The sequence below is a fragment of the Dryocola boscaweniae genome (assembly GCF_025215095.1).
Lineage (GTDB): Bacteria > Pseudomonadota > Gammaproteobacteria > Enterobacterales > Enterobacteriaceae > Dryocola > Dryocola boscaweniae.
Genome location: NZ_JALHAP010000077.1, coordinates 222,891 through 246,350 on the forward strand (window position 1 = coordinate 222,891; position 23,460 = coordinate 246,350).

The 23,460-nt window shown below is 54.1% G+C and carries 24 protein-coding genes; 14 read left to right on the forward strand and 10 right to left on the reverse strand.

The window, feature by feature from the left end; translation table 11 throughout:
- Nucleotides 1–37: 37 nt before the first annotated feature.
- From cmoB to MUA00_RS10690, 5 genes are all read right to left on the reverse strand, one after another.
- The gene (gene cmoB / locus MUA00_RS10670; protein WP_271122929.1) at nucleotides 38–1,009 is read right to left on the reverse strand and encodes a tRNA 5-methoxyuridine(34)/uridine 5-oxyacetic acid(34) synthase CmoB; all 972 of its coding nucleotides are present in this window, start codon (nucleotides 1,007–1,009) and stop codon (nucleotides 38–40) included.
- Nucleotides 1,006–1,749, reverse strand: a complete 744-nt coding sequence (cmoA, locus tag MUA00_RS10675) for a carboxy-S-adenosyl-L-methionine synthase CmoA (protein WP_271122928.1) — start codon at nucleotides 1,747–1,749, stop codon at nucleotides 1,006–1,008. The genes cmoB and cmoA overlap by 4 nt, the downstream gene beginning before the upstream one ends.
- Nucleotides 1,750–1,788: 39 nt before the next feature.
- Nucleotides 1,789–2,184, reverse strand: coding sequence for an MAPEG family protein (locus MUA00_RS10680; protein ID WP_271122927.1), 396 nt, complete (start codon nucleotides 2,182–2,184; stop codon nucleotides 1,789–1,791).
- A gap of 71 nt (nucleotides 2,185–2,255) precedes the next feature.
- Complete coding sequence (locus MUA00_RS10685) at nucleotides 2,256–3,074, reverse strand: DUF72 domain-containing protein (RefSeq protein ID WP_271122926.1); 819 nt, start codon at nucleotides 3,072–3,074, stop codon at nucleotides 2,256–2,258.
- Nucleotides 3,071–3,637 carry a hydrolase gene (locus MUA00_RS10690; RefSeq protein ID WP_271122925.1) on the reverse strand — a complete coding sequence of 189 codons (567 nt, stop codon included), beginning with the start codon at nucleotides 3,635–3,637 and terminating at the stop codon, nucleotides 3,071–3,073. The genes MUA00_RS10685 and MUA00_RS10690 overlap by 4 nt, the downstream gene beginning before the upstream one ends.
- Nucleotides 3,638–3,907: 270 nt before the next feature.
- On the opposite strand from MUA00_RS10690, the gene aspS reads away from it, so the two are divergent.
- The 6 genes from aspS (at nucleotide 3,908) to ruvB (ending at nucleotide 9,154) form a co-directional block, all read left to right on the forward strand.
- Nucleotides 3,908–5,680: an aspartate--tRNA ligase gene (gene aspS, locus MUA00_RS10695; RefSeq protein ID WP_271122924.1), complete on the forward strand. Its 1,773-nt coding sequence runs from the start codon at nucleotides 3,908–3,910 to the stop codon at nucleotides 5,678–5,680.
- 1 nt (nucleotide 5,681) lies between these two features.
- Nucleotides 5,682–6,125 (forward strand): dihydroneopterin triphosphate diphosphatase, encoded by a 444-nt coding sequence (gene nudB, locus MUA00_RS10700; RefSeq protein ID WP_271122923.1) that lies wholly within the window; start codon nucleotides 5,682–5,684, stop codon nucleotides 6,123–6,125.
- Nucleotides 6,126–6,148: 23 nt separating this feature from the next.
- Nucleotides 6,149–6,892: a YebC/PmpR family DNA-binding transcriptional regulator gene (locus MUA00_RS10705; protein ID WP_271122922.1), complete on the forward strand. Its 744-nt coding sequence runs from the start codon at nucleotides 6,149–6,151 to the stop codon at nucleotides 6,890–6,892.
- Complete coding sequence (gene ruvC / locus MUA00_RS10710; RefSeq protein ID WP_271122921.1) at nucleotides 6,892–7,413, forward strand: crossover junction endodeoxyribonuclease RuvC; 522 nt, start codon at nucleotides 6,892–6,894, stop codon at nucleotides 7,411–7,413. The genes MUA00_RS10705 and ruvC overlap by 1 nt, the downstream gene beginning before the upstream one ends.
- 97 nt (nucleotides 7,414–7,510) lie before the next feature.
- Entirely contained in the window at nucleotides 7,511–8,122 is a 612-nt protein-coding gene (ruvA, locus tag MUA00_RS10715; protein ID WP_271122920.1) for a Holliday junction branch migration protein RuvA, read from the forward strand.
- A 21-nt stretch (nucleotides 8,123–8,143) separates the two neighbouring features.
- Nucleotides 8,144–9,154, forward strand: a complete 1,011-nt coding sequence (gene ruvB / locus MUA00_RS10720; RefSeq protein ID WP_271122919.1) for a Holliday junction branch migration DNA helicase RuvB — start codon at nucleotides 8,144–8,146, stop codon at nucleotides 9,152–9,154.
- Nucleotides 9,155–9,177: 23 nt separating this feature from the next.
- Here the strand turns inward: ruvB and znuB are convergent, their stop codons facing one another.
- Together znuB and znuC are read right to left on the reverse strand one after the other, a co-directional pair.
- Nucleotides 9,178–9,963 (reverse strand): zinc ABC transporter permease subunit ZnuB, encoded by a 786-nt coding sequence (gene znuB, locus MUA00_RS10725; protein WP_271122918.1) that lies wholly within the window; start codon nucleotides 9,961–9,963, stop codon nucleotides 9,178–9,180.
- Nucleotides 9,960–10,715, reverse strand: coding sequence for a zinc ABC transporter ATP-binding protein ZnuC (gene znuC / locus MUA00_RS10730; RefSeq protein ID WP_271122917.1), 756 nt, complete (start codon nucleotides 10,713–10,715; stop codon nucleotides 9,960–9,962). The genes znuB and znuC overlap by 4 nt, the downstream gene beginning before the upstream one ends.
- A 79-nt stretch (nucleotides 10,716–10,794) precedes the next feature.
- On the opposite strand from znuC, the gene znuA reads away from it, so the two are divergent.
- The 3 genes from znuA (at nucleotide 10,795) to lpxM (ending at nucleotide 14,187) form a co-directional block, all read left to right on the forward strand.
- A complete protein-coding gene (gene znuA / locus MUA00_RS10735; RefSeq protein WP_271123098.1) occupies nucleotides 10,795–11,739 on the forward strand; it encodes a zinc ABC transporter substrate-binding protein ZnuA in 945 nt (314 codons plus the stop codon).
- Between the two features lie 15 nt (nucleotides 11,740–11,754).
- Nucleotides 11,755–13,080, forward strand: coding sequence for a murein DD-endopeptidase MepM (gene mepM, locus MUA00_RS10740; RefSeq protein ID WP_271122916.1), 1,326 nt, complete (start codon nucleotides 11,755–11,757; stop codon nucleotides 13,078–13,080).
- A 132-nt stretch (nucleotides 13,081–13,212) separates the two neighbouring features.
- Nucleotides 13,213–14,187 carry a lauroyl-Kdo(2)-lipid IV(A) myristoyltransferase gene (gene lpxM, locus MUA00_RS10745; protein ID WP_271122915.1) on the forward strand — a complete coding sequence of 325 codons (975 nt, stop codon included), beginning with the start codon at nucleotides 13,213–13,215 and terminating at the stop codon, nucleotides 14,185–14,187.
- A gap of 39 nt (nucleotides 14,188–14,226) precedes the next feature.
- Here the strand turns inward: lpxM and pyk are convergent, their stop codons facing one another.
- Nucleotides 14,227–15,669 (reverse strand): pyruvate kinase, encoded by a 1,443-nt coding sequence (gene pyk, locus MUA00_RS10750; RefSeq protein ID WP_271122914.1) that lies wholly within the window; start codon nucleotides 15,667–15,669, stop codon nucleotides 14,227–14,229.
- Between the two features lie 130 nt (nucleotides 15,670–15,799).
- The gene (locus MUA00_RS10755; RefSeq protein WP_271123097.1) at nucleotides 15,800–16,669 is read right to left on the reverse strand and encodes a MurR/RpiR family transcriptional regulator; all 870 of its coding nucleotides are present in this window, start codon (nucleotides 16,667–16,669) and stop codon (nucleotides 15,800–15,802) included.
- A 352-nt stretch (nucleotides 16,670–17,021) separates the two neighbouring features.
- Between MUA00_RS10755 and zwf the strand changes: the two genes are divergently transcribed.
- From zwf to kdgA, 3 genes are all read left to right on the forward strand, one after another.
- A complete protein-coding gene (zwf, locus tag MUA00_RS10760) occupies nucleotides 17,022–18,497 on the forward strand; it encodes a glucose-6-phosphate dehydrogenase (RefSeq protein WP_271122913.1) in 1,476 nt (491 codons plus the stop codon).
- A 241-nt stretch (nucleotides 18,498–18,738) separates the two neighbouring features.
- Nucleotides 18,739–20,550 carry a phosphogluconate dehydratase gene (edd, locus tag MUA00_RS10765; protein WP_271122912.1) on the forward strand — a complete coding sequence of 604 codons (1,812 nt, stop codon included), beginning with the start codon at nucleotides 18,739–18,741 and terminating at the stop codon, nucleotides 20,548–20,550.
- 60 nt (nucleotides 20,551–20,610) lie between these two features.
- The gene (gene kdgA / locus MUA00_RS10770; protein ID WP_121269024.1) at nucleotides 20,611–21,252 is read left to right on the forward strand and encodes a bifunctional 4-hydroxy-2-oxoglutarate aldolase/2-dehydro-3-deoxy-phosphogluconate aldolase; all 642 of its coding nucleotides are present in this window, start codon (nucleotides 20,611–20,613) and stop codon (nucleotides 21,250–21,252) included.
- Between the two features lie 76 nt (nucleotides 21,253–21,328).
- Here kdgA and purT read toward each other — a convergent pair whose 3' ends face one another.
- Nucleotides 21,329–22,507 (reverse strand): formate-dependent phosphoribosylglycinamide formyltransferase, encoded by a 1,179-nt coding sequence (purT, locus tag MUA00_RS10775; RefSeq protein ID WP_271122911.1) that lies wholly within the window; start codon nucleotides 22,505–22,507, stop codon nucleotides 21,329–21,331.
- Between the two features lie 137 nt (nucleotides 22,508–22,644).
- Between purT and MUA00_RS10780 the strand changes: the two genes are divergently transcribed.
- The gene (locus tag MUA00_RS10780; RefSeq protein ID WP_271122910.1) at nucleotides 22,645–22,965 is read left to right on the forward strand and encodes a YebG family protein; all 321 of its coding nucleotides are present in this window, start codon (nucleotides 22,645–22,647) and stop codon (nucleotides 22,963–22,965) included.
- A 73-nt stretch (nucleotides 22,966–23,038) separates the two neighbouring features.
- On the forward strand, nucleotides 23,039–23,383 hold the full coding sequence (gene yebF / locus MUA00_RS10785) for a protein YebF (protein WP_271122909.1): 345 nt from the start codon (nucleotides 23,039–23,041) through the stop codon (nucleotides 23,381–23,383).
- Nucleotides 23,384–23,460: the final 77 nt, after the last annotated feature.

Consider the following 23,460-nt stretch of genomic DNA (forward strand, 5'->3'; position numbering starts at 1 on the left):
TCAGCGCGATTGCGGCCTTTATAGCTGGCATTGATATTCAGGGTTTGCGAGCCACCAATACGGCGCGCAGAGGGGCAGGGTAGCCTTCGATAGTTTTCGTACTGTCGTTCGGGTCGAGGAAATCAGCCAGCGATTCTGTTGTCAGCCAACTGGTGCGGCGTTGCTCTTCACTTGTGGTGTAGCAGTGGTCGACGATACGCACGTCCACAAAACCACATTTCTCCAGCCAGTTCTTCAGCGCCAACGCGGACGGAATGTAATACACATTGCGCATCTGCGCGTAACGTTCCCCCGGAACCAGAACGGTATTTTCATCGCCTTCCACAACCAGCGTTTCCAGCACCAGCTCACCTTCTTTAGCCAACTGGCTTTTTAACTGATAAAGATGGTCAAGCGGCGAGCGGCGGTGATAAAGCACGCCCATCGAGAAAACGGTATCAAATACGTTCAGCTCCGGGAGTTGCTCAATGCCCAATGGCAGCACGTGAGCGCGCCGATCGTTGCCAAGCAGTTTGCGCACGGCTTCAAACTGGCAGACGAATAACTGCATCGGGTCGATACCTACCGCCAGATGCGCACCTGCGCCAATCATGCGCCACAGGTGATAGCCACTGCCGCAGCCCACGTCCAGGATGGTGCGCCCGGCAAGCGGAGAAATATGCGGCAGTACGCGATCCCATTTCAGGTCGGAACGCCATTCCGTATCGATATTCACGCCGTAAAGCGAATAGGGCCCTTTGCGCCACGGCATCAGGTTGCGCAGAAGCTTTTCAATGCCAAGGCGTTGGCCTTCGCTTAGCGGCGCCTGCGATTCGGCGGTAACGCTGTGCAGCAGATCAAGACGATACGGCGTGAGCTCTGGAAGGTACTCCACGGTGTTGTACCAGTGCTTGAACTGCCCGTGCAGATTTTCGCGCTGCCAGGTGGCGATTTGCGCAGGCAGCGTTTCCAGCCACGGAGCGAGAGGGCTTTTGGCGATTAGCTGATAAAAATTACCAAAGTCGATCATGCAGGGGTTCCTGATTTCAGGGCGACTAATGAGCCGAAGTTAAAACACTGGAACCACAGTTCTGCATGGTCAAAACCGGCTTGTTTCAGGCGTTTTTTATGGGTTTCAACGGAGTCGGTGAGCATGACGTTTTCAAGCATGCTGCGCTTCTGGCTGATTTCCAGTTCGCTGTAACCGTTAGCGCGTTTGAAGTCATGGTGCATGTTGAATAACAGCTCGCCCACTTCAGTATCTTCAAAACTGAACTTCTCTGACAACACCAGCGCGCCGCCAGGATTTAGTCCTTTGTAGATTTTCTCCAGCAGCAGCTTGCGGTCGTCCGGCTCAAGAAATTGCAGCGTGAAGTTCAACACCACCATAGACGCATTTTCGATGACGATATCGCGGATATCGCCTTCAATCACCTCGACCGGGGTCTGGGCTTTAAACGCATTGATATGGCGGCGGCAGCGCTCAACCATGGCTGGCGAGTTATCGACGGCGATGATTTTGCAGCCGTCATGCTGGATGTTACGACGCACCGAAAGCGTTGCCGCGCCCAGCGAGCAGCCCAGGTCATAAACCTGACTGCCCGGCATCACAAAGCGCTCGGCCAGCATGCCAATCATCGAGATGATATTGGAGTAACCTGGCACCGAGCGCTGGATCATATCGGGGAACACTTCAGCCACGCGTTCATCAAAGGTCCAGTCGCCCAGTTTGTCGATAGGGGCGGAAAACAGCGTATCGCGGTCAGACATAACGTTAAATCCGGAAATTCGAAAGGGGCGTATTTTGCGTTAATGCAGCGAGAAAACCAACTCCCACGGCATATACCAAAGATTAGCCAGCACCATTAGCAACAGCGAGCACCAGGTGGCGCTCATGCCGGAGCGGCGCCAGCGGATCAAGCGGTGATGGAAACCGTAATAATGCATCAGGCGGCCGGCAATCAGCAAAATGCCGCAGACATGCACCATCCAGGTTTCAGCGCCGTTCATCTCCATCAGCAATAGCAGCAGCAGGGCGATGGGAATGTATTCCACCGCGTTGCCGTGAATACGAATAGCGCTCTGAAGTTCGGTAAAACCACCGTCGCCATAAGAGACGCGGTATTGCAGACGCATACGAACAACATCGAAAGAAAATTTAATCAGCAGTATTGCACCCAGCACGGCGTAGAGCGCGCTTACCATACCCACTTCCTTAGAGACAGTTACAGCACGGGCGCTATGATAGCAGTGCAAACGCCGGGCTGTCGCTATCCCTAAAAAAGAGAATTTTGCTGCGGGATGGCGGGTTCATCGCCCAAATCAGGGAAAGCCTGTTGCAGGCCAGGCCACAGCGTATGAACAATTTCGGGCGCCTGGCCAATATCGGGCGTATGCAAAAAGAGGTAAGGCGTGCTTTTTTCTTCCCATTTCACCAGCGTTTTCAGCCACACGTCGAACATGGTCAGGTTTTGCTGCATGTCATTACTGCCGATAAACCGCACCAGCGGATTTTCTGCGGTAACCAATGCGTGAACGGGCAATTTAGGCTTTTTACTCTGCGCCTTGCGGATGGCTTCGCTGTCCGGTATCGCACTGTGAACCGGACGGCTGTCAAGGATCGCGCGATTCACGCCGCGTTCATGTAGGCCGCGGTTGAACGCCTGTTCATCAGCGCTTTTATTGAAAAAGGACGGGTGTCGCACTTCAACGCCGTAGGTAAAATCCTTCGGTAACGTATCGAGAAAATTCCACAGAGCCGGCAAGTTTTCTGGCCCGAACGAGGCGGGAAGCTGCAGCCAGTATTGCCCAATGCGGTTGGCGAGCGGCGACATGCGGGACAAAAAATCAGCGGTAAGATCGTCGCACTGACGCAGCGCTGCGTTGTGAGAAATCGTCGCCGGGAATTTAAAGCAGAAACGAAAATCATCGTCGGTCATTTCGCGCCAGCGCAGCACCGTTTCAGCGCCGGGAACAGCGTACAGCGTTGTATTGCCTTCCACGCAGTTAAAGTGGCGAGCGTAATCCTCAAGAGAGGTGATGCCCAGGCGCACCCATTTAGGATGCGACCATTGTGGAAGGCCTAGGTAAATCATAATGCGGAGAGAATCTCCTCGGTGCTGCGCACGCGAGCAATACGCGGGAAAATATGCGTCATGCTGCCCTGATGCTGTTCGCTGCTTGCCGCGCTGCAGGCATCTTCGGCAATCACCAGATTGAAACCCATTTCCCAGGCGTTGCGGGCCGTGGATTCCACGCCGATGTTTGTAGAGATTCCGCACAGCACGATGGTATCAATGCCGCGGCGGCGAAGCTGTAGCTCAAGGTCGGTGCCGTAAAACGCGCCCCACTGACGTTTAGTGACTTCGATGTCGCCGTCTTGTTTGCCAAGCGCTGCCGGATACTGCCACCAGTTTTCAGGCAGCGCGTGAGCCGCGGTTTGCGCATCGACAGGCTGTTTTAGCGCTTCAGCAAAATCTTTTGACCAGCCCACGCGAACCATCGCCACAGGTGAGCCCTTGGCGCGGAATTTTTCTGCAAGCTTAGCTGCGCGTGCCACGACATCCGGCGCGGAATGAGGCCCGCCGGCAAACGGCAGGATACCTTCTTGCAGATCGATAACGACCAGCGCGGTGCGAGAAGCGTTCAGTTCAAACATAGGTGACTCCGGTTCAAAATAGGTTAGCGGCGAATACCTTACGACGGAACAGGGGTTGCACAGTTTACTCTTTTTGTTAATTTTTGTGAGTTTTGACGAAACAAGGCGCTTTGAAACGCGTCAGTCAGTCGCATCGGGCTTATCGCCGGGCATTATTTCCAGTATAATAGCCCCCTTTTTTCATCCAGTATGACAGACAAAAAATAGCGGCCAATGTGTTGCCTGAGTTGCGGGTAACAAACAGCGCGCGGCTAATTTAAGGGATATCTCATGCGTACAGTATATTGCGGGCAGCTCAATCAATCCCATGTGGGACAACAAGTAACGCTGTGTGGTTGGGTCAATCGTCGTCGTGACCTCGGTAGCCTTATCTTTATTGATATGCGCGATCGCGAAGGCATCGTGCAGGTGTTTTTCGACCCGGACCGTCAGGACGCGTTCCAGCTTGCCTCTGAACTGCGTAATGAGTTCTGCATTCAAATCACCGGTATCGTGCGTGCCCGTGACGAGAAAAACGTCAACAAAGATATGGCTACCGGTGAAGTGGAAGTGTTCGCTACCGATTTGACCATCATCAACCGTTCAGAATCACTGCCGCTCGACTCAAATCACGTTAACACCGAAGAAGCGCGTCTGAAGTACCGCTACCTGGATCTGCGTCGTCCGGAAATGGCGAATCGCCTGAAAACCCGCGCCAAAATCACAAGCTTCGTGCGTCGCTTTATGGATGACCACGGTTTCCTCGATATCGAAACCCCAATGCTGACCAAAGCAACGCCGGAAGGCGCGCGTGATTACCTGGTGCCTTCGCGCGTGCATAAAGGCAAATTTTACGCGCTGCCGCAGTCCCCGCAGTTGTTCAAACAGTTGCTGATGATGTCCGGTTTCGATCGCTACTATCAAATTGTTAAATGCTTCCGTGACGAAGACCTGCGTGCTGACCGTCAGCCTGAATTTACCCAGATCGACGTAGAAACCTCCTTCATGACCGCCCCTCAGGTGCGCGAAGTGATGGAAAAGCTGGTTCGCGATTTGTGGCTGAATGTGCAAAACATCGACCTTGGCGATTTCCCGGTAATGACTTTTGCAGAAGCCGAGCGTCGCTACGGTTCCGATAAGCCAGACCTGCGTAACCCGATGGAGCTGGTGGACGTGGCCGATCTGGTAAAAGACGTAGAGTTTAAAGTTTTCTCCGGCCCGGCTAACGATGCCAAAGGTCGCGTGGCTGCGCTGCGTGTGCCAGGTGGCGCACAGATCAGCCGCAAACAGATTGACGAGTACGGCAAGTTCATTGAGATTTACGGCGCGAAAGGGCTGGCGTACATCAAAGTGAACGAACGCGCTGCGGGCATCGAAGGCATTACAAGCCCGGTGGCTAAGTTCCTGAATGCCGAAATCGTGGAAGAAATTCTTGCCCGCACCGGCGCGCAAGATGGCGACATGATCTTCTTCGGCGCAGACAACAAGAAAGTTGTTGCTGATGCGCTCGGCGCGCTGCGTCTGAAAATTGGCAAGGATCTAAAAATCACCAACGAAAGCGCCTGGGCGCCGCTGTGGGTTGTCGACTTCCCAATGTTTGAAGACGACGGCGAAGGCGGCCTGACCGCGATGCACCACCCGTTCACCGCGCCAAAAGATATGACGCCTGAGCAACTGGCAGCGGACCCGGAAGCAGCCGTGGCCAACGCCTACGATATGGTTATTAACGGTTATGAAGTGGGCGGCGGTTCCGTTCGTATTCACAACGGACAGATGCAGCAGATCGTGTTCGGCATTCTGGGCATTAATGAAGAAGACCAGCGTGAGAAGTTCGGCTTCCTGTTGGACGCCCTGAAGTACGGCACGCCTCCGCACGCGGGCCTGGCGTTTGGTCTGGATCGCCTGACCATGCTGCTGACCGGAACCGATAACATCCGTGATGTTATCGCCTTCCCGAAAACCACCGCGGCAGCTTGTCTGATGACCGAGGCGCCAAGCTTCGCGAACCCGCAGGCCCTGGCTGAACTGGGCGTGGCGGTGATTAAAAAGGCTGAGAAAGAATAAGATGGCCTTTAAGCGTCCCGTCTCGGTACTGGTAGTGATTTTCGCGCAGGATACCGGACGGGTGCTGATGTTACAGCGGCGCGACGATCCGGATTTCTGGCAGTCGGTTACCGGCAGTGTGGAAGAAGGTGAAAGCGCGCTGCATGCTGCACTTCGCGAAGTAAAGGAAGAGGTCGCTATTGATGCTGCTTACGAGCAACTGGCCTTAGTCGACTGTCAGCGTTGTGTTGAGTTTGAGATTTTTGCACATTTGCGTCATCGCTACGCGCCGGGCATTACGCGCAATACAGAATATTGGTTCTGCCTTGCGCTGCCTCATGAACGCCAGATAACCATTACCGAACATCTGGCCTGGGTTTGGGCCGACGCCAAAGAGGCGGCGGCCATGACTAAATCATGGAGCAATCGGCAGGCGATTGAAGAGTTTGTAATTGATGCCGCCTGAAAAAGGCGCTTTTGGAGATTGTTATGGCAGGTCATAGTAAGTGGGCCAACACGAAACACCGCAAAGCGGCACAGGATGCCAAGCGCGGTAAAATTTTCACTAAAATCATCCGTGAGCTGGTCACGGCTGCCCGTCTGGGCGGCGGCGATCCGGGCTCTAACCCGCGTCTGCGTGCCGCTATCGATAAAGCGTTATCCAACAACATGACGCGCGACACCTTAAACCGTGCGATTGCGCGCGGCGTGGGCGGCGATGAAGACGCGAACATGGAAACCATCATTTATGAAGGTTACGGTCCTGGCGGTTCAGCCGTGATGGTTGAATGCCTGAGTGATAACCGTAACCGTACCGTGGCGGAAGTGCGCCACGCGTTCAATAAATGCGGCGGCAACCTGGGAACCGACGGCTCCGTAGCCTATCTGTTCACCAAAAAAGGCGTTATCTCCTATGCGCCGGGCAAGGATGAAGACACCGTGATGGAAGCGGCCCTGGAAGCGGGCGCCGATGACGTTGTTGCATACGAAGACGGCGCAATCGACGTGTTCACCGCCTGGGAAGAGATGGGCGCCGTGCGCGACGCGCTGGAAGCCGCCGGTCTGAAAGCCGATGAAGCGGAAGTTTCTATGATCCCATCCACCAAAGCGGATATGGATGCGGAAACCGCGCCAAAACTGATGCGCCTTATCGACATGTTGGAAGATTGCGATGACGTGCAGGAGGTTTATCACAACGGTGAGATCTCCGACGAGGTGGCGGCTACCCTGTAATGGCGATTATTCTCGGTATCGACCCGGGATCACGTGTCACAGGTTATGGCGTCATCCGTCAGACGGGGCGTCAGTTAAGCTACCTCGGTAGCGGCTGCATCCGTACTCAGGTGACCGACTTACCCTCGCGTCTGAAGCTTATCTACGCGGGGGTGAGCGAAATCATTACCCAGTTTCAGCCGGATTTTTTCGCCATCGAATCCGTATTTATGGCGAAGAATGCCGACTCTGCACTCAAGCTCGGCCAGGCGCGAGGTGCTGCGATCGTTGCGGCGGTCAACCACGAGCTGCCGGTGTTTGAATATGCTGCCCGTCAGGTTAAACAGACGGTGGTCGGAATCGGGAGCGCTGAGAAAAGCCAGGTGCAGCACATGGTGCGCACGCTGCTGAAACTCTCAGCCAACCCGCAGGCGGATGCGGCGGATGCGCTGGCGATCGCCATCACGCACTGCCACGTCACGCAAAACTCAATGCAGATGAGCGACTCAAGACTCAATCTGGCGAGGGGCCGACTAAAATAACCCTGGCTGAACAGGAAGATAAGGCTGGATATGTATCCAGCCTTTTTTATATGATAAGCGCAATTTTTGGCACAACCGCTAAACGCAGGAGCACAACGTGATTGGTCGACTCAGAGGCATCATCCTGGAAAAACAGCCGCCGCTGGTATTAATGGAAGTGGGTGGCGTAGGGTATGAAGTCCATATGCCGATGACCTGTTTCTACGAACTGCCGGAAACCGGCAAAGAAGCGGTAGTCTTTACCCAGTTTGTGGTGCGCGAAGACGCCCAACTGTTGTACGGTTTTAATAATAAACAGGAGCGCACCCTGTTCCGCGAGCTTATCAAAGTCAACGGCGTTGGCCCTAAACTGGCGCTGGCGATCCTTTCAGGTATGTCCGCGCAGCAGTTTGTGAACGCCGTTGAGCGCGAAGAAATTGGCTCGCTGGTCAAGCTGCCAGGCGTAGGCAAGAAAACCGCCGAACGTTTAATCGTTGAGATGAAAGACCGCTTCAAGGGCATGCATGGCGATCTCTTCACTCCTGCGGCAGACCTTGTGCTCACTTCGCCAGACAACGGTGCGGCGGACGATGCGGAGCAGGAAGCAGTTGCCGCGCTGGTTTCACTGGGCTATAAACCTCAGGAAGCCAGCCGTATGGTGAGCAAAGTGGGCCGCGCTGGCGCCGATTGCGAAACCCTGATCCGTGAAGCGCTCCGCGCCGCACTTTGAAGCCCCTGAGGTAGTTGAAGGATGATTGAAGCAGACCGTCTGGTATCGCCAGATACTATCACCCCGGATGAATTAATTGACCGCGCCATTCGCCCGCGTTTTCTGGCGGATTACGTCGGCCAGCCGCAGGTCAGCTCGCAGATGGAAATTTTCATCCAGGCGGCGAAGCTGCGAGGGGATGCGCTCGATCACCTGTTAATTTTCGGCCCGCCAGGGTTAGGTAAAACCACGCTTGCGAATATTGTTGCCAATGAAATGGGCGTGAACCTGCGTACCACTTCCGGCCCGGTGCTTGAGAAAGCAGGGGACCTGGCGGCGATGCTGACCAACCTCGAACCGCACGACGTGCTGTTTATTGATGAAATCCACCGCCTCTCGCCGGTTGTTGAAGAAGTGCTTTACCCGGCGATGGAAGACTACCAGTTGGATATCATGATTGGCGAAGGTCCGGCGGCCCGCTCAATTAAAATCGATTTGCCTCCGTTCACCCTGATTGGCGCAACCACCCGTGCGGGTTCTTTAACTTCGCCGCTGCGCGACCGTTTTGGTATCGTGCAGCGCCTGGAGTTTTATCAGGTAGCTGACCTTCAGCACATTGTTGGGCGCAGCGCAGCCGTGCTGGGGCTTGAGATGAGCGAAGACGGCGCGCTGGAAGTGGCCAGACGCGCGCGCGGTACGCCGCGTATCGCTAACCGTTTATTACGCCGCGTGCGTGATTTTGCCGAAGTACGCCACGACGGCACCATCAGCGCCGACATTGCCTCCCAGGCGCTGGATATGCTCAATGTTGATACGGAAGGGTTTGACTATATGGACCGCAAGCTTCTGCTCGCGGTGATTGATAAGTTTCTCGGCGGCCCGGTTGGGCTGGATAACCTGGCGGCAGCCATTGGCGAAGAGCGGGAAACTATCGAAGACGTGCTTGAGCCGTTTCTGATCCAGCAGGGTTTTTTACAGCGTACCCCACGTGGACGTATTGCGACGCCAAGAGCCTGGACCCACTTCGGGATTGTGCCTCCGGCACAGCCGTAAAAAAGGTGCCTCAGGCGCCTTTTTTACGCTGCAGTCTTCTTCGTCATACTCAGAATAAATAGCACCGCAGCGCTTAATACGACTGAAGGCCCGGCGGGCGTATCGTAAAATGCCGAGAAAGTCAGCCCGCCTGTTACCGCAAGCATACCCACGATAACCGCAAAGCCTGCCATCTGTTCCGGCGTGCGGGCAAACCTGCGGGCGGTTGCCGCCGGGATAATCAGCAGCGAAGTGATAATCAGCGCGCCGACAAACTTCATGGCTACGCCAATGGTCAGCGCCGTCACCAGCATCAGCAGCATTTTTACCCGCTGCAGGTTCACGCCGTCGACGTGTGCGAGATCCGGACTAATTGTCATGGACAGCAGATTGCGCCATTGCCATATCAGCACGCCAGTGACCACCGCCACGCCCAGGCCGATAGCAATCAGGTCCGGCATGGTTACCGAAAGCAGATCGCCAAACAGATACGCCATCAAATCAACCCGGACATTCGACATCAAACTGACAACCACCAGGCCCAGCGACAGCGCGCTGTGCGCCATAATGCCGAGCAATGTATCAATAGCCAGGTGAGGGCGCTTTTCCAGCCAAACCAGACCCAGCGCCAGCATCAGCGTTACGGCGATCACGGCATAAAAAGGATTCACGTTCAGCAACAGGCCGAATGCTACGCCCAGTAAAGATGCGTGGGAGAGCGTATCGCCAAAATAGGACATCCGACGCCAGACGACGAACGAGCCTAACGGACCTGCCGCGCAGGCAAGCAAAATCCCGGCAAGCCAGCCGGGCAACAACAATTCAATCATGACTGGCCATTCCCTCTGCGCAGAACAATGCGTCCGGTAAGATCGTGACGATGGTTATGGTGGTGACGATAAATGCCCAGTTGTTCAGCGCCGCGCTGACCGAACATTGAAATAAATTCCGGGTGCATAGAGACGACTTCCGGCGTGCCGGAGCAGCAGATGTGATGATTAAGGCACAGCACGTCGTCGGTCTTCGCCATCACCAGATGCAGGTCGTGAGAGACCATCAGCACCGCGCAATCGAGTTCGTGGCGAAGCTGGTCAATCAGGTTGTACAAGGCCAGTTGGCCATTAACGTCAACGCCCTGGGTCGGCTCGTCAAGCACCAACAGTTGCGGACGATTGAGCAACGCTCGGGCCAGCAGAACCCGCTGATTTTCGCCGCCGGAGAGTTTTTGCATAGGGGCATCAATGAGATGAGCGGCCTGTACACGCTTTAGCGCAGGTAAAATATCGCTTTTCTTTACGCCGGGCCGCAGACACATAAAGCGATTTACCGTCAGCGGCAGCGTGGCATCAAGATGCAGTTTTTGCGGCACGTAACCAATGCGTAAATTGCGGTCGCGCTTGATGACGCCGGCATCAGGTGCTACCAGCCCCAGCACTACGCGCACGAGCGTGGATTTCCCCGCGCCGTTTGGGCCCAGAAGAGTAAGGATACGCCCCGGTTTCAGATCGAGTGAAATATCAGACAGGACGCGGCGCTGTCCGAACGAGACGGAAATATTTTCAAGTGATACCAAATTTGTCATGACAATTTCAGGGGTTGCAGAAGTTAGCGGATGTTATAATATCACACTTCTCATATTCACAACGATGATAAGTCGCATTATGTTACATAAAAACACACTTCTTTTCGCTGGTCTTTCAGCCGCACTTTGGGGTGCCGCTGTGCTGCCTTCTCAGGCTGCGGTGGTCGCCTCCATCAAGCCTCTTGGATTTATCGCAGCCGCCATTGCCGACGGCGTAACTACCACCGAAGTTTTGCTTCCCGATGGCGCATCCGAGCATGATTATGCACTGCGTCCTTCTGATGTAAAACGCTTGCAGGGCGCGGACTTAGTTGTCTGGGTCGGGCCGGAAATGGAAGCATTCATGCAGAAGTCCGTCAGCCAGTTACCTCAACAAAAACAAGTGACACTTGCGGCGCTGGGCGGCGTCAAACCGTTGCTCATGAAAGGCGACGATAATGACGATCACGAAGGCCATGGACATGACCATTCCGCTGAAAAGGGTGAGGAAGATCACCACCACGGTGAATACAATATGCATATCTGGCTTTCGCCTGAGATAGCGCGCCTGTCAGCGGTTGCAATCCACGATAAATTAGTGGAACTTATGCCCCAAAATAGAGCCCAACTTGACGCCAACCTGCAGAAATTCGAGTCAGGATTATCCACCACCGATAAGCAGGTCGGTACCGTGCTCGCACCATTAAAAGGTAAAGGGTATTTCGTTTTTCACGACGCCTATGGCTACTTTGAAAAACACTACGGATTAACGCCGCTTGGCCATTTCACCGTCAACCCTGAGATCCAACCCGGTGCGCAGCGTTTACATGAAATCAGAACACAGTTGGTTGAGCATAAAGCGGTCTGCGTTTTTGCTGAGCCACAGTTCAGGCCAGCGGTAATTAACGCCGTTGCCCGTGGGACTAGCGTCCGCTCAGGTACGTTAGATCCGCTGGGCATCGACGTCGCGCTCGGTAAAGACAGCTATATGCAGTTTTTGACCGGGCTTGCGAATCAGTATGCGAGCTGCCTGAAAGGAGATTAACGAGGAAGTGAATACGTGCAACAGATAGCCCGCTCTGTCGCCCTGGCTTTTGACAATCTGTCCCGGCCCCACCGCATTATGCTGGGGTCACTTACAGTTCTTACTTTAGCGGTCGCCGTCTGGCGGCCCTATGTTTATCATCCAGAAGCCAGCCCCGTCATTAAAACCATCGAACTTGAAAAGAGCGAAATTCGTTCTTTACTGCCCGAGGCCAGTGAGCCGATTGACCAGCCGACGCTTGACGAAGGCGATGATGCCATTCCGCAGGATGAGCTGGACGATAAAACCTCAGGTGAGGCGGGCGTCCATGAATATGTCGTGTCAACCGGCGATACGCTCAGCAGCATTCTGAATCAGTACGGCATCGACATGGGCGACATCAGCCAGTTGGCCGCCGTCGATAAAGATCTGCGTAACCTGAAAATTGGCCAGCAGATTTCCTGGACCTTGACCGCAGACGGCGAGTTGCAACGTCTGACCTGGGAAATGTCCCGCCGCGAAACACGTACCTATGACCGTTCCGGCAGCACTTTTAAACTCAGCAGCGAAATGCAGCAGGGCGACTGGGTTAACAGCGTGCTCAAAGGCACCGTTGGCGGAAGTTTTGTTAGCAGCGCGAAGAACGCTGGTTTAACCAGCGCTGAAATCAGCTCTGTTATCAAAGCGATGCAGTGGCAGATGGACTTCCGCAAGCTGAAGAAAGGCGATGAGTTTTCCGTGTTGATGTCCCGCGAAATGCTGGGCGGCAAGCGTGAACAAAGCCAGTTGGTCGGTGTTCGCCTGCGCAGCAGCGGCAAAGATTATTATGCGATTCGCGGAGAAGACGGCAAATTCTACGATCGTAGCGGCTCAGGCCTTGCGAAAGGCTTTATGCGTTTCCCGACGGTAAAACAGTTCCGTATCTCCTCGAACTTTAACCCGCGTCGTCTTAATCCGGTAACCGGACGTATCGCGCCGCACAAAGGCGTTGATTTTGCTATGCCGCAGGGAACGCCTGTGCTGGCGGTGGGCGATGGCGAAGTGGTGATGGCAAAACGTAGCGGTGCGGCGGGCTTTATCGTTGCCATTCGCCACGGGCGCACTTACACCACGCGTTATATGCACCTGAAAAAACTGCTGGTGAAACCGGGCCAGAAAGTGAAACGTGGCGATCGCATTGCGCTTTCCGGCAACACGGGCCGCTCTACTGGCCCGCATCTTCACTATGAAGTGTGGATCAACCAGCAGGCCGTAAACCCGCTGACGGCGAAACTGCCGCGTACAGAAGGGTTAACCGGTTCGGACCGCCGCACTTACCTGGCTCAGGTGCGTGAAGTGGTTCCGCAACTGCGCTTTGATTAATCACTCACCACGCGCATAAATGGAAAGCCGGCGTCAGGGCGCCGGCTTTTTCTTTTGTCTGCCAGCACTTGCCCCGCTAAACTACGTCTAAATTCATATCATCAATGATTTGATGCTGTACTGAGAACCTGCATGGAAAAAGCAAAAAAAAGTCATAGCGAATTTATTCCCGAATTTCAAAAAGCCTTCTGGCATCCTCGCTACTGGGGAGCCTGGCTGGGCGTTGGCGCTTTTGCAGGGCTGGCATTGTTGCCACCGTCGCTGCGTGACCCGCTATTAGGAAAAGTAGGGCGCATCGCCGGACGATTCGGGAAAAGCGCGCGTCGCCGTGCGCAGATTAATTTGCTCTACTGTTTCCCTGAGCTGCCCGAGCCCGAGCGCGAAGCCATCATTGATGAAATGTTTGCTACCGCCCCGCAGGCAATGGTGTTGATGGCGGAACTGGGTTTGCGCGATCCGAAGAAGGTCATGCAGCGCGTTGACTGGCACGGAAAAGAAATCATCGATGAGCTAAAAGCGCGTGAAGAGAACGTTATTTTCCTGGTGCCGCACGGTTGGGCGGTAGATATCCCGGCGATGCTGATGGCCGCTGACGGGCAGAAGATGGCCGCAATGTTCCATAATCAGGGCAACGCGCTGTTCGATTACGTATGGAATACGGTGCGCCGCCGCTTTGGCGGCCGCATGCATGCGCGAAACGACGGCATTAAACCCTTTATTAGTTCTGTACGCCAGGGCTACTGGGGATATTACCTGCCGGATCAGGATCACGGCGCTGAGCACAGTGAATTTGTGGATTTCTTTGCGACCTACAAGGCTACGCTTCCGGCGATTGGCCGCCTGATGAAAGTTTGTCGCGCCCGGGTCGTACCGCTGTTTCCTGTTTACAACAGTAAAACTCACCGTCTGGATATTTTTATTCGCCCGCCGATGGACGATTTAGTGGATGCTGACGACAACAGAATTGCCCGTCGCATGAATGAAGAGGTGGAAATTTTCGTCCGCCCGAACCTTGCGCAGTACACCTGGATTCTGAAGCTGCTGAAAACGCGTAAAGAGGGGGAAATCGAACCCTACCGGCGCAAAGAGCTGTTTCCTAAAAAATAAGAAAGGGGCCTGTTGGCCCCTTTTTCTTCACGCTGATTTTTACTCAACGCACAGGATGCGCGTGGTGTTGGTGGTGCCGATGGTGCTCATCACGTCGCCCTGAGTCACGATAACCAGATCGCCGGACACCAGGTAGCCTTTATCGCGCAGCAGGTTAACGGCATCGCTGGCTGCCGCTACGCCATCGCTTGCGCTGTCAAAATACACCGGCGTTACGCCGCGGTACAGCGAGGTCAGGTTTAGCGTGCGTTCGTGGCGGGACATGGCGAAAATCGGCAGGCCGGAGCTGATACGCGAAGTCATCAGCGCTGTGCGGCCAGATTCTGTCATAGTGATGATAGCGGTAACCCCTTTCAGATGGTTTGCCGCATACATCGCAGACATGGCAATCGCTTCTTCTACGTTGTCGAACTGGACATCCAGACGGTGTTTGGAAACGTTGATGCTTGGGATTTTTTCAGCGCCCAGGCAAACGCGAGCCATTGCCGCCACGGTTTCGGCAGGATACTGGCCTGCTGCGGTTTCCGCAGACAACATGACCGCATCGGTGCCATCCAGCACGGCGTTTGCCACGTCCATGACTTCGGCACGGGTTGGCATTGGGTTAGTTATCATCGACTCCATCATCTGGGTCGCGGTGATCACGGCGCGGTTCAGTTTACGCGCGCGGCGAATCAGGGTTTTCTGAATGCCCACCAGTTCCGGATCGCCGATTTCAACGCCCAGGTCGCCGCGTGCGACCATAACGACGTCAGAGGCGAGGATAACATCGTCCATTGCCGCTTCATCGCATACGGCTTCTGCACGTTCTACTTTGGCAACGATTTTAGCATCGCAGCCTGCATCACGGGCCAGGCGGCGGGCGTAGTTCAGGTCTTCGCCACAGCGCGGGAAGGAGACGGCCAGGTAATCGACGCCGATTTTCGCAGCGGTAACGATGTCGGCTTTGTCTTTGTCGGTCAGCGCTTCTGCAGACAGGCCGCCGCCAAGCTTGTTGATCCCTTTATTGTTGGACAGCGGGCCACCGACGGTGACTTCGGTGAACACTTTCATGCCCTGGACTTCCAACACTTTTAACTGCACACGACCATCATCGAGCAGCAGGATGTCGCCAGGTACAACGTCGGCAGGCAGACCTTTATAGTCGATACCCACTTTTTCTTTATCGCCTTCGCCTTTTCCCAGGTTGGCATCAAGCAGGAACTTATCGCCGATGCTAAGGAAGACTTTGCCTTCTTTGAAGGTCGACACACGAATTTTAGGGCCCTGCAAGTCGCCCAGAATAGCGACGTGGCGACCCAGTTTCGCGGCAATTTCACGAACTTTATCCGCACGCAGTTGGTGATCTTCTGCTGTGCCGTGGGAGAAATTCATTCGCACCACGTTGGCGCCGGCTGCGATAATCTTTTCCAGATTATTGTCGCGGTCGGTAGCTGGACCTAAAGTGGTAACGATTTTGGTTCTACGTAGCCGTCTGGACATGTATTACTCCGTTGACTGAAACAACTTTGGTGTTGCGTGAACAAAAAACTCGGTAAGTCAGGGGCGCGTAACTGCGCAAGGGGACAACTTAACCGAACGATCTAAAAAGTTACAGCTTTGTTATTAAAACTTAGCGATTATCGCCTGGCGCGAACCGCCCCTTATCAAAACGCGATTCTTTGAGCGCTTCTTTGACTCGCTTCAAGTTATCCCTGAATTTCGCGCCGCGGCGCAAAGTAAAACCGGTTGCCAGGACGTCAATCACGGTTAACTGCGCCAGGCGCGATACCATTGGCATATAAATGTCGGTGTCTTCAGGCACATCAAGCAACAAAGAAAGGGTCGCTTCATGGGCGAGAGGCGATCCTTCCGAGGTAATTGCCAGTACAATGGCGTCGTTTTCACGTGCCAGTTGCGCCAGCTCAACAAGGTTTTTAGTACGCCCGGTATGCGAAATAAGCACCACCACGTCTTCTTCGCTGCAGTTCATACAGCTCATACGCTGCATGACAACATCGTCAGAATAGAAAACAGGCACGTTGAAGCGGAAAAATTTGTTCATGGCGTCGTGGGCGACTGCGGCGGAAGCGCCCAGCCCGAAGAAGGCGATTTTTTTTGCCTGGGTCAGGAGATCAACCGCGCGATTTACCGCCGCCATATCAAGAGATTGCCGAACCTGGTCGAGGCTTGCCATCGCGGATTCAAAGATTTTACCGGTATAGGATTCAACGCTGTCATCCTCGTCAACATTCCGGTTTACATAAGGCGTTCCATTCGCCAGACTTTGCGCTAAATGTAATTTAAAATCCGGAAAGCCTTTTGTTTCCAGACGGCGACAAAACCGGTTAACCGTGGGTTCGCTGACGTCCGCGTTGCGGGCAAGAGTGGCGATACTTGAGTGGATAGCGTCCTGCGGAATAGCGAGAATCACTTCTGCGACTTTACGCTCTGATTTGCTAAGGTGTTCCAGTTGTGACTGGATTTTTTCCAGCATATTCATAATTGACAGACACTCATGGATTTTGTCGATTTCTGAAAGCGGAGAAACCGAGACAGGTTTTAGCAAGAATATACGCCTGCCTACCCCTTAAAAGGCAAGCAATCCGGCTTGAACTTGTTGTTTTTTTTCATTACATGATCGGCATCTAACTTTAGATAAGATCCTGGTGAACGGAAAAACGTTATTAAATTTCACTTAGGGACGAAAAAGCCCGCCTGCGGCGGAATTTTCGTCCTGAGCACGATCGGACAACCCCCGGTTGTTTACGTAAATTCATCTAAGGCGCTACATTGCTTTGTAATTAAATTACAAGAGCGACCCGGTACAAGATACCCGAAACGAGGAGAACGACATGGCGGTAACACAGACAGCTCAGGCATGTGACCTGGTGATTTTCGGTGCAAAAGGCGACCTTGCGCGTCGAAAACTGCTGCCATCCCTGTATCAACTGGAAAAAGCGGGTCAGATCCATCCTGAAACCCGTATTCTGGGCGTTGGCCGCGCTGACTGGAGCAAAGAGGCGTACACCAAAGTGGTACGCGAAGCGCTTGAAACCTTCATGAAAGAAAAGATCGACGAAAGCCTGTGGGACAAACTGAGCAGCCGTCTTGATTTCTGCAATCTGGATGTGAACGACACTTCAGCTTTTACCACCCTTGGTAAAATGCTCGACCAGCAAAAGCGCGTCACCATTAACTATTTTGCCATGCCGCCAAGCACCTTTGGCGCCATCTGCAAAGGGCTGGGTAAAGCGAAACTGAACGCCAAGCCAGCCCGCGTAGTAATGGAAAAACCGCTCGGCACCTCCCTTGCGACTTCTCAGGAAATCAACGATCAGGTTGGCGAGTACTTTGAAGAGTGCCAGGTTTACCGCATTGACCACTACCTGGGTAAAGAAACGGTGCTCAACCTGCTGGCGCTGCGTTTTGCTAACTCCCTGTTTGCCAATAACTGGGATAACAAAACTATCGATCACGTGGAAATCACCGTGGCTGAAGAAGTGGGGATTGAAGGGCGCTGGGGCTATTTCGACCAGGCCGGTCAGATGCGCGACATGATTCAGAACCACCTGCTGCAAATTCTTTGCATGATTGCCATGTCTCCGCCTTCCGATCTTACCGCCGACCATATCCGCGACGAGAAAGTGAAAGTGTTGCAATCCCTGCGCCGTATCGATCGCTCAAACGTGCGTGAAAAAACTGTGCGTGGTCAGTACACAGCCGGTTTTGCGCAGGGCAAAAAAGTCCCTGGCTATCTGGAAGAAGAGGGGGCGAACAAGTCGAGCAGTACAGAAACGTTCGTCGCTATCCGGGTTGATATCGATAACTGGCGTTGGGCCGGCGTGCCTTTCTATCTGCGCACCGGCAAACGTCTGCCGACTAAATGTTCAGAAGTTGTGGTGTACTTTAAGAGCCCGGCGCTGAACCTGTTTAAAGATTCCTGGCAGGATTTGCCGCAGAACAAACTGACTATTCGTCTGCAGCCGGATGAAGGCGTGGATATCCAGGTGCTCAACAAAGTGCCGGGTCTGGATCACAAACACAACCTGCAGACCACCAAGCTTGATCTGAGCTATTCGGAAACCTTCAATGAATCCCATCTGGCGGATGCTTACGAGCGCCTGCTGCTTGAAACCATGCGCGGGATTCAGGCGTTGTTTGTGCGTCGCGATGAAGTGGAAGAAGCCTGGAAATGGGTTGACTCCATTACTGAAGCGTGGGCGGCGGATAACGATGCGCCGAAACCTTACCAGGCTGGAACCTGGGGGCCGGTAGCTTCCGTTGCGATGATTACCCGCGATGGCCGTTCATGGAATGAGTTCGAATAAGCAAGCCGTGAAAATCGCCCGTAAAGAGAGTTAAGTTTACCGGTAACATGATCTAACTCAGACGTGGTAGAACTTTTTGTAATTAAAAGCCCTGACTGGATTCACCAGCAGGGCTTTTTTATTTACACTAGCCGCAGAGATTTTGCCCTGATGCCATGGATAGCGGCTGATTCAGTAATAAAACAGCCGTCGATTTCTTCTTCCAGCGCACCGCGATGGCAGCCACTTTATGAGGTATTTTATGAATCCTAATTTGTTACGCGTAACACAGCGCATCGTTGAGCGCTCAAAAGAAACCCGTGCAGCCTACCTGGCGCGCATTGAAAAAGCGAAGAGCAACACCGTTCATCGCTCGGAACTGGCGTGCGGAAACCTGGCCCACGGTTTTGCCGCCTGCCAGCCGGAAGATAAAGCAGCGCTGAAAAGTATGCTGCGTAACAATATCGCGATTATTACCTCTTATAACGACATGCTTTCTGCGCATCAGCCTTATGAGGTTTATCCGGATCAAATCCGCAAGGCGCTGCATTCTGTCGGTGCGGTCGGGCAGGTCGCGGGCGGCGTCCCGGCAATGTGCGACGGGGTAACCCAGGGTCAGGACGGCATGGAGCTTTCTTTGCTGAGCCGCGAAGTCATCGCCATGTCTGCCGCCGTCGGCCTGTCACATAATATGTTCGACGGCGCGTTGTACCTTGGCGTGTGCGACAAGATTGTCCCGGGGCTTGCCATGGCCGCGCTGTCGTTTGGTCATCTGCCTGCGGTTTTCGTACCGTCAGGCCCGATGGCAAGCGGTCTTGCTAACAAAGAAAAGGTGCGTATCCGCCAGCTTTACGCAGAAGGCAAGGTTGACCGCAACGCGCTGCTGGAATCCGAAGCCGCTTCTTACCATGCGCCGGGCACCTGTACTTTCTACGGCACCGCCAATACCAACCAGATGGTTGTGGAATTTATGGGCATGCAGCTTCCGGGTTCTTCTTTCGTTCACCCGGATGCACCGCTGCGCCATGAACTGACAGCCGCCGCCGCAAAACAGGTCACTCGCCTGACCGGTAACGGCAACGAGTGGATGCCTTTGGGTAAAATGGTCGACGAAAAGGTTGTGGTCAACGGTATTGTTGCCCTGCTGGCGACGGGCGGCTCCACCAACCACACTATGCACCTGGTGGCGATGGCGCGTGCGGCAGGCATCATCATTAACTGGGATGATTTCTCCGATCTTTCTGATGTCGTGCCGCTTCTTGCGCGTCTGTATCCAAACGGCCCGGCCGACATCAACCACTTCCAGGCAGCAGGCGGCGTTCCTGTGCTGGTACATGAACTGCTTAAAGGTGGTTTGCTGCATGAAGATGTAAACACCGTCGCCGGTTTCGGCTTGCGTCATTACACCATGGAGCCCTGGCTTGATAATGGCCGGCTGGCCTGGCGTGAAGGCGCCGAAAAGGCACTGGATAGCGAAGTTATCGCAAGCGTCGACAAACCTTTCTCTAAACACGGCGGCACCAAAGTACTGAGCGGCAACCTTGGCCGCGCCGTAATGAAAACCTCTGCCGTGCCGGTTGAAAACCAGATTATTGAAGCGCCAGCGGTGATTTTTGAAAGCCAGCACGACGTGTTACCGGCCTTCGAAGCCGGCCTGCTCGATCGCGATTGCGTAGTTGTTGTGCGTCATCAGGGACCTAAAGCGAACGGCATGCCAGAATTACATAAACTTATGCCGCCACTTGGGGTATTATTGGACCGCCGTTTCAAAATTGCGCTGGTTACCGATGGACGCCTGTCAGGCGCATCCGGTAAAGTACCGTCTGCCATCCACGTCACGCCGGAAGCTTACGATGGTGGGTTGCTGGCAAAAGTTCAGGATGGCGACATGATTCGCGTCAATGGACAGACGGGTGAACTTACGCTGCTGGTTGAAGAAACCGAGCTTGAGAAACGCGTCGCCTTCCATCCTGACCTGAGCGCCGAGCGCGTCGGGACGGGTCGTGAACTCTTTGGCGCGTTGCGTGAGCAGTTATCAGGCGCGGAACAGGGCGCGACCTGCATTAAATTTTAAGCACCTCTGCGGCGAATGCCGCGGCGGTAACAAATTATAAAGTTGGCTTAAGAGGCTCAGATGAAAAACTGGAAAACAACCGCGGAACAGATCCTGAAAACGGGTCCGGTCGTTCCTGTTATCGTAGTGAATAAACTGGAACATGCTGTGCCGATGGCGAAAGCGTTGGTTGCTGGCGGCGTTCGCGTGCTGGAAGTGACTCTGCGTACGCCATGTGCAATGGACGCTATCCGCGCTATCGCAAAAGAAGTGCCGGAAGCCATTATCGGCGCAGGCACCGTGCTCAACCCTCAGCAACTGGCCGAAGTAACCGAAGCTGGCGCGCAGTTTGCCATCAGCCCGGGCCTGACCGAACCGTTATTGAAAGCTGCGACTGAAGGCACCATTCCATTGATTCCGGGTATCAGCACCGTTTCTGAACTGATGCTGGGCATGGATTACGGTTTAAAAGAGTTCAAATTCTTCCCGGCGGAAGCTAACGGCGGCACCAAAGCGCTGCAGGCGATTGCGGGGCCTTTCGCTAACGTGCGTTTCTGCCCGACCGGCGGCATTTCTCCGGCTAACTACCGCGATTACCTGGCGCTGAAAAGCGTGCTGTGCATCGGCGGTTCATGGCTGGTGCCGGCGGACGCGCTGGAAGCAGGCGATTACGATCGTATCACTAAGCTTGCTCGCGAAGCGGTTGAAGGCGCGAAAGCGTAATTCAAACTGCCGTTGCGTAAGGCGGATAAGCACCAGCGCTATCCGCCGAAGCCTCTCCCTTTCCGGGAGAGGTTTTTTAACCTTTTACCTGTACTGCCGCCGCAGCCTGAACCGCGCGCTCTACCGCATTTTCGATATCGCTGCCCGTTGCCAGCGCCACTCCCATCCGACGTTTTCCGTTGATTTCCGGCTTGCCGAACAAACGCACCTGCAAACCCGCACCTACCGCCGCATGGACATTGCCAAACTTCACGTTATCGCTGGTTAGCTCAGGCAAAATAACCGCGGATGCCGCCGGGCCGTACTGACGAATATCGCCAATCGGCAGACCGAGAAATGCGCGCACGTGCAGGGCAAACTCTGACAGATCCTGCGAGATAAGCGTAACCATCCCGGTATCATGCGGGCGAGGGGAGACTTCGCTGAAAATCACTTCATCGCCGCAGACAAATAGCTCCACCCCAAACAGGCCATAGCCTCCCAGAGCGACCACAACTTTCTCGGCGATTTCCTGTGCGCGAGCGAGAGCTTTTTCGCTCATTTGTTGCGGCTGCCAGGATTCGCGGTAATCGCCGTCTTCCTGACGATGGCCGATGGGCGCACAAAAATGCACGCCGTCCACAGCATTAATGGTCAGCAGGGTTATTTCAAAATCAAAATTCACCACGCCTTCTACAATAACTTTGCCTTTGCCCGCGCGTCCGCCTTGTTGTGCATACTCCCATGCTTTAGCAAGCTGCTCGCGGGTACGCACGAAGCTTTGCCCTTTGCCGGAGGAGCTCATCACTGGCTTAACGATACAGGGCAGGCCAATTTCTTCGGCCGCCTGAAGAAAATCAGCTTCGGCGTCAGCGAAACGGTAACTGGAGGTTGGCAGAGATAATTCTTCCGCCGCAAGGCGGCGAATGCCTTCGCGGTTCATGGTTAGTTTCGTCGCGCGAGCGCAGGGCACGACACGCTGGCCTTGCTGCTCAAGCTCTATCAACATGTCGGTGGCGATAGCTTCAATTTCGGGAACGATAAAATCAGGTTTTTCCGCCAGCACCAGAGCTTTTAGTTCCGCGGCGTCAAGCATATTAATCACGTGACTGCGGTGCGCCACGTGCATAGCAGGCGCATCCGCATACCTGTCGACGGCAATCACTTCCAGCCCCAAACGCTGGCATTCAATAGCCACCTCTTTCCCTAATTCCCCTGAACCTAACAGCATAACGCGCGTGGCCGCTGGACGCAGGGCCGTTCCCAACATTGACATAATCTGCTCACCTGATGTGATAAAATAAACGGCCGCAGTATATACGAAAACGTTTGCGTACGCAGCGCCTTTCCCGCTTGCGGAATCAATGCAATAAAACTATACTGTATAAATACACAGTTAATCGGAGCTGCAAAATGGCGGTTGAAATCAAATACGTTGTAGTGCGAGAGGGGCAAGAAAAAATGTCTTTTGCCAGTAAAAAGGATGCTGATGCTTACGACAAAATGCTCGACCTGGCGGAAGTGTTAGGCGACTGGCTTACGCAAAGCCCTGTCACCTTTGAAGAAGGGCAGAGCGACACGCTGGCGATGTGGCTGGCGGAAAACAAAGACGTACTCGCTACGGTATTAAGAAGCGGTAAATTACCGGAAGCGGCGGCAGCGGGTGAAGATGAAGCGCCGGCTGAAGGCAACATCACAGTACATCCCGGACGTAAACGCACTAAGGCCGCATAGGGTCAGGTCAAGGCTTGCGCAATAACGGTTTTGTACCAGGCTTTCTTTAACAACCTGGCGTAAGGAGAGCCCTATGAAGAAAATCGGTATTGCGCTGTGTGCGGCCTGTTTGCTCACCAGTTTTATCGCTTCCGCGGCGGAATCTAACAAAGTTAAATTTCCCAATTGCGAAGGTCTGGATGCAGATGCTGTTGGCGATAGCGTCAAGAATGACTACCAGCAAAACCGCATCGTACGCTGGCCGCACGAGCGGGAAAAGCTCGGTCAGGCCGATCCCGTTATTTGGGTGAACAGCAAAGAGATTACCGGCAAGAATGGTCAATGGAAGGTGCCGCTTACGGTACGCGGGATGAACACCGATATCCATTATACCGTGGTGGTTGATTGCAAAGACGGAACCGCAGATTACCAGTCCTGAAAAACACGCCGGTTCCTCCGGCGTTTCTCTTTGCGCATCTTTAGTCTAATCAGACACTTCTTGACGCCTGTTCGCTT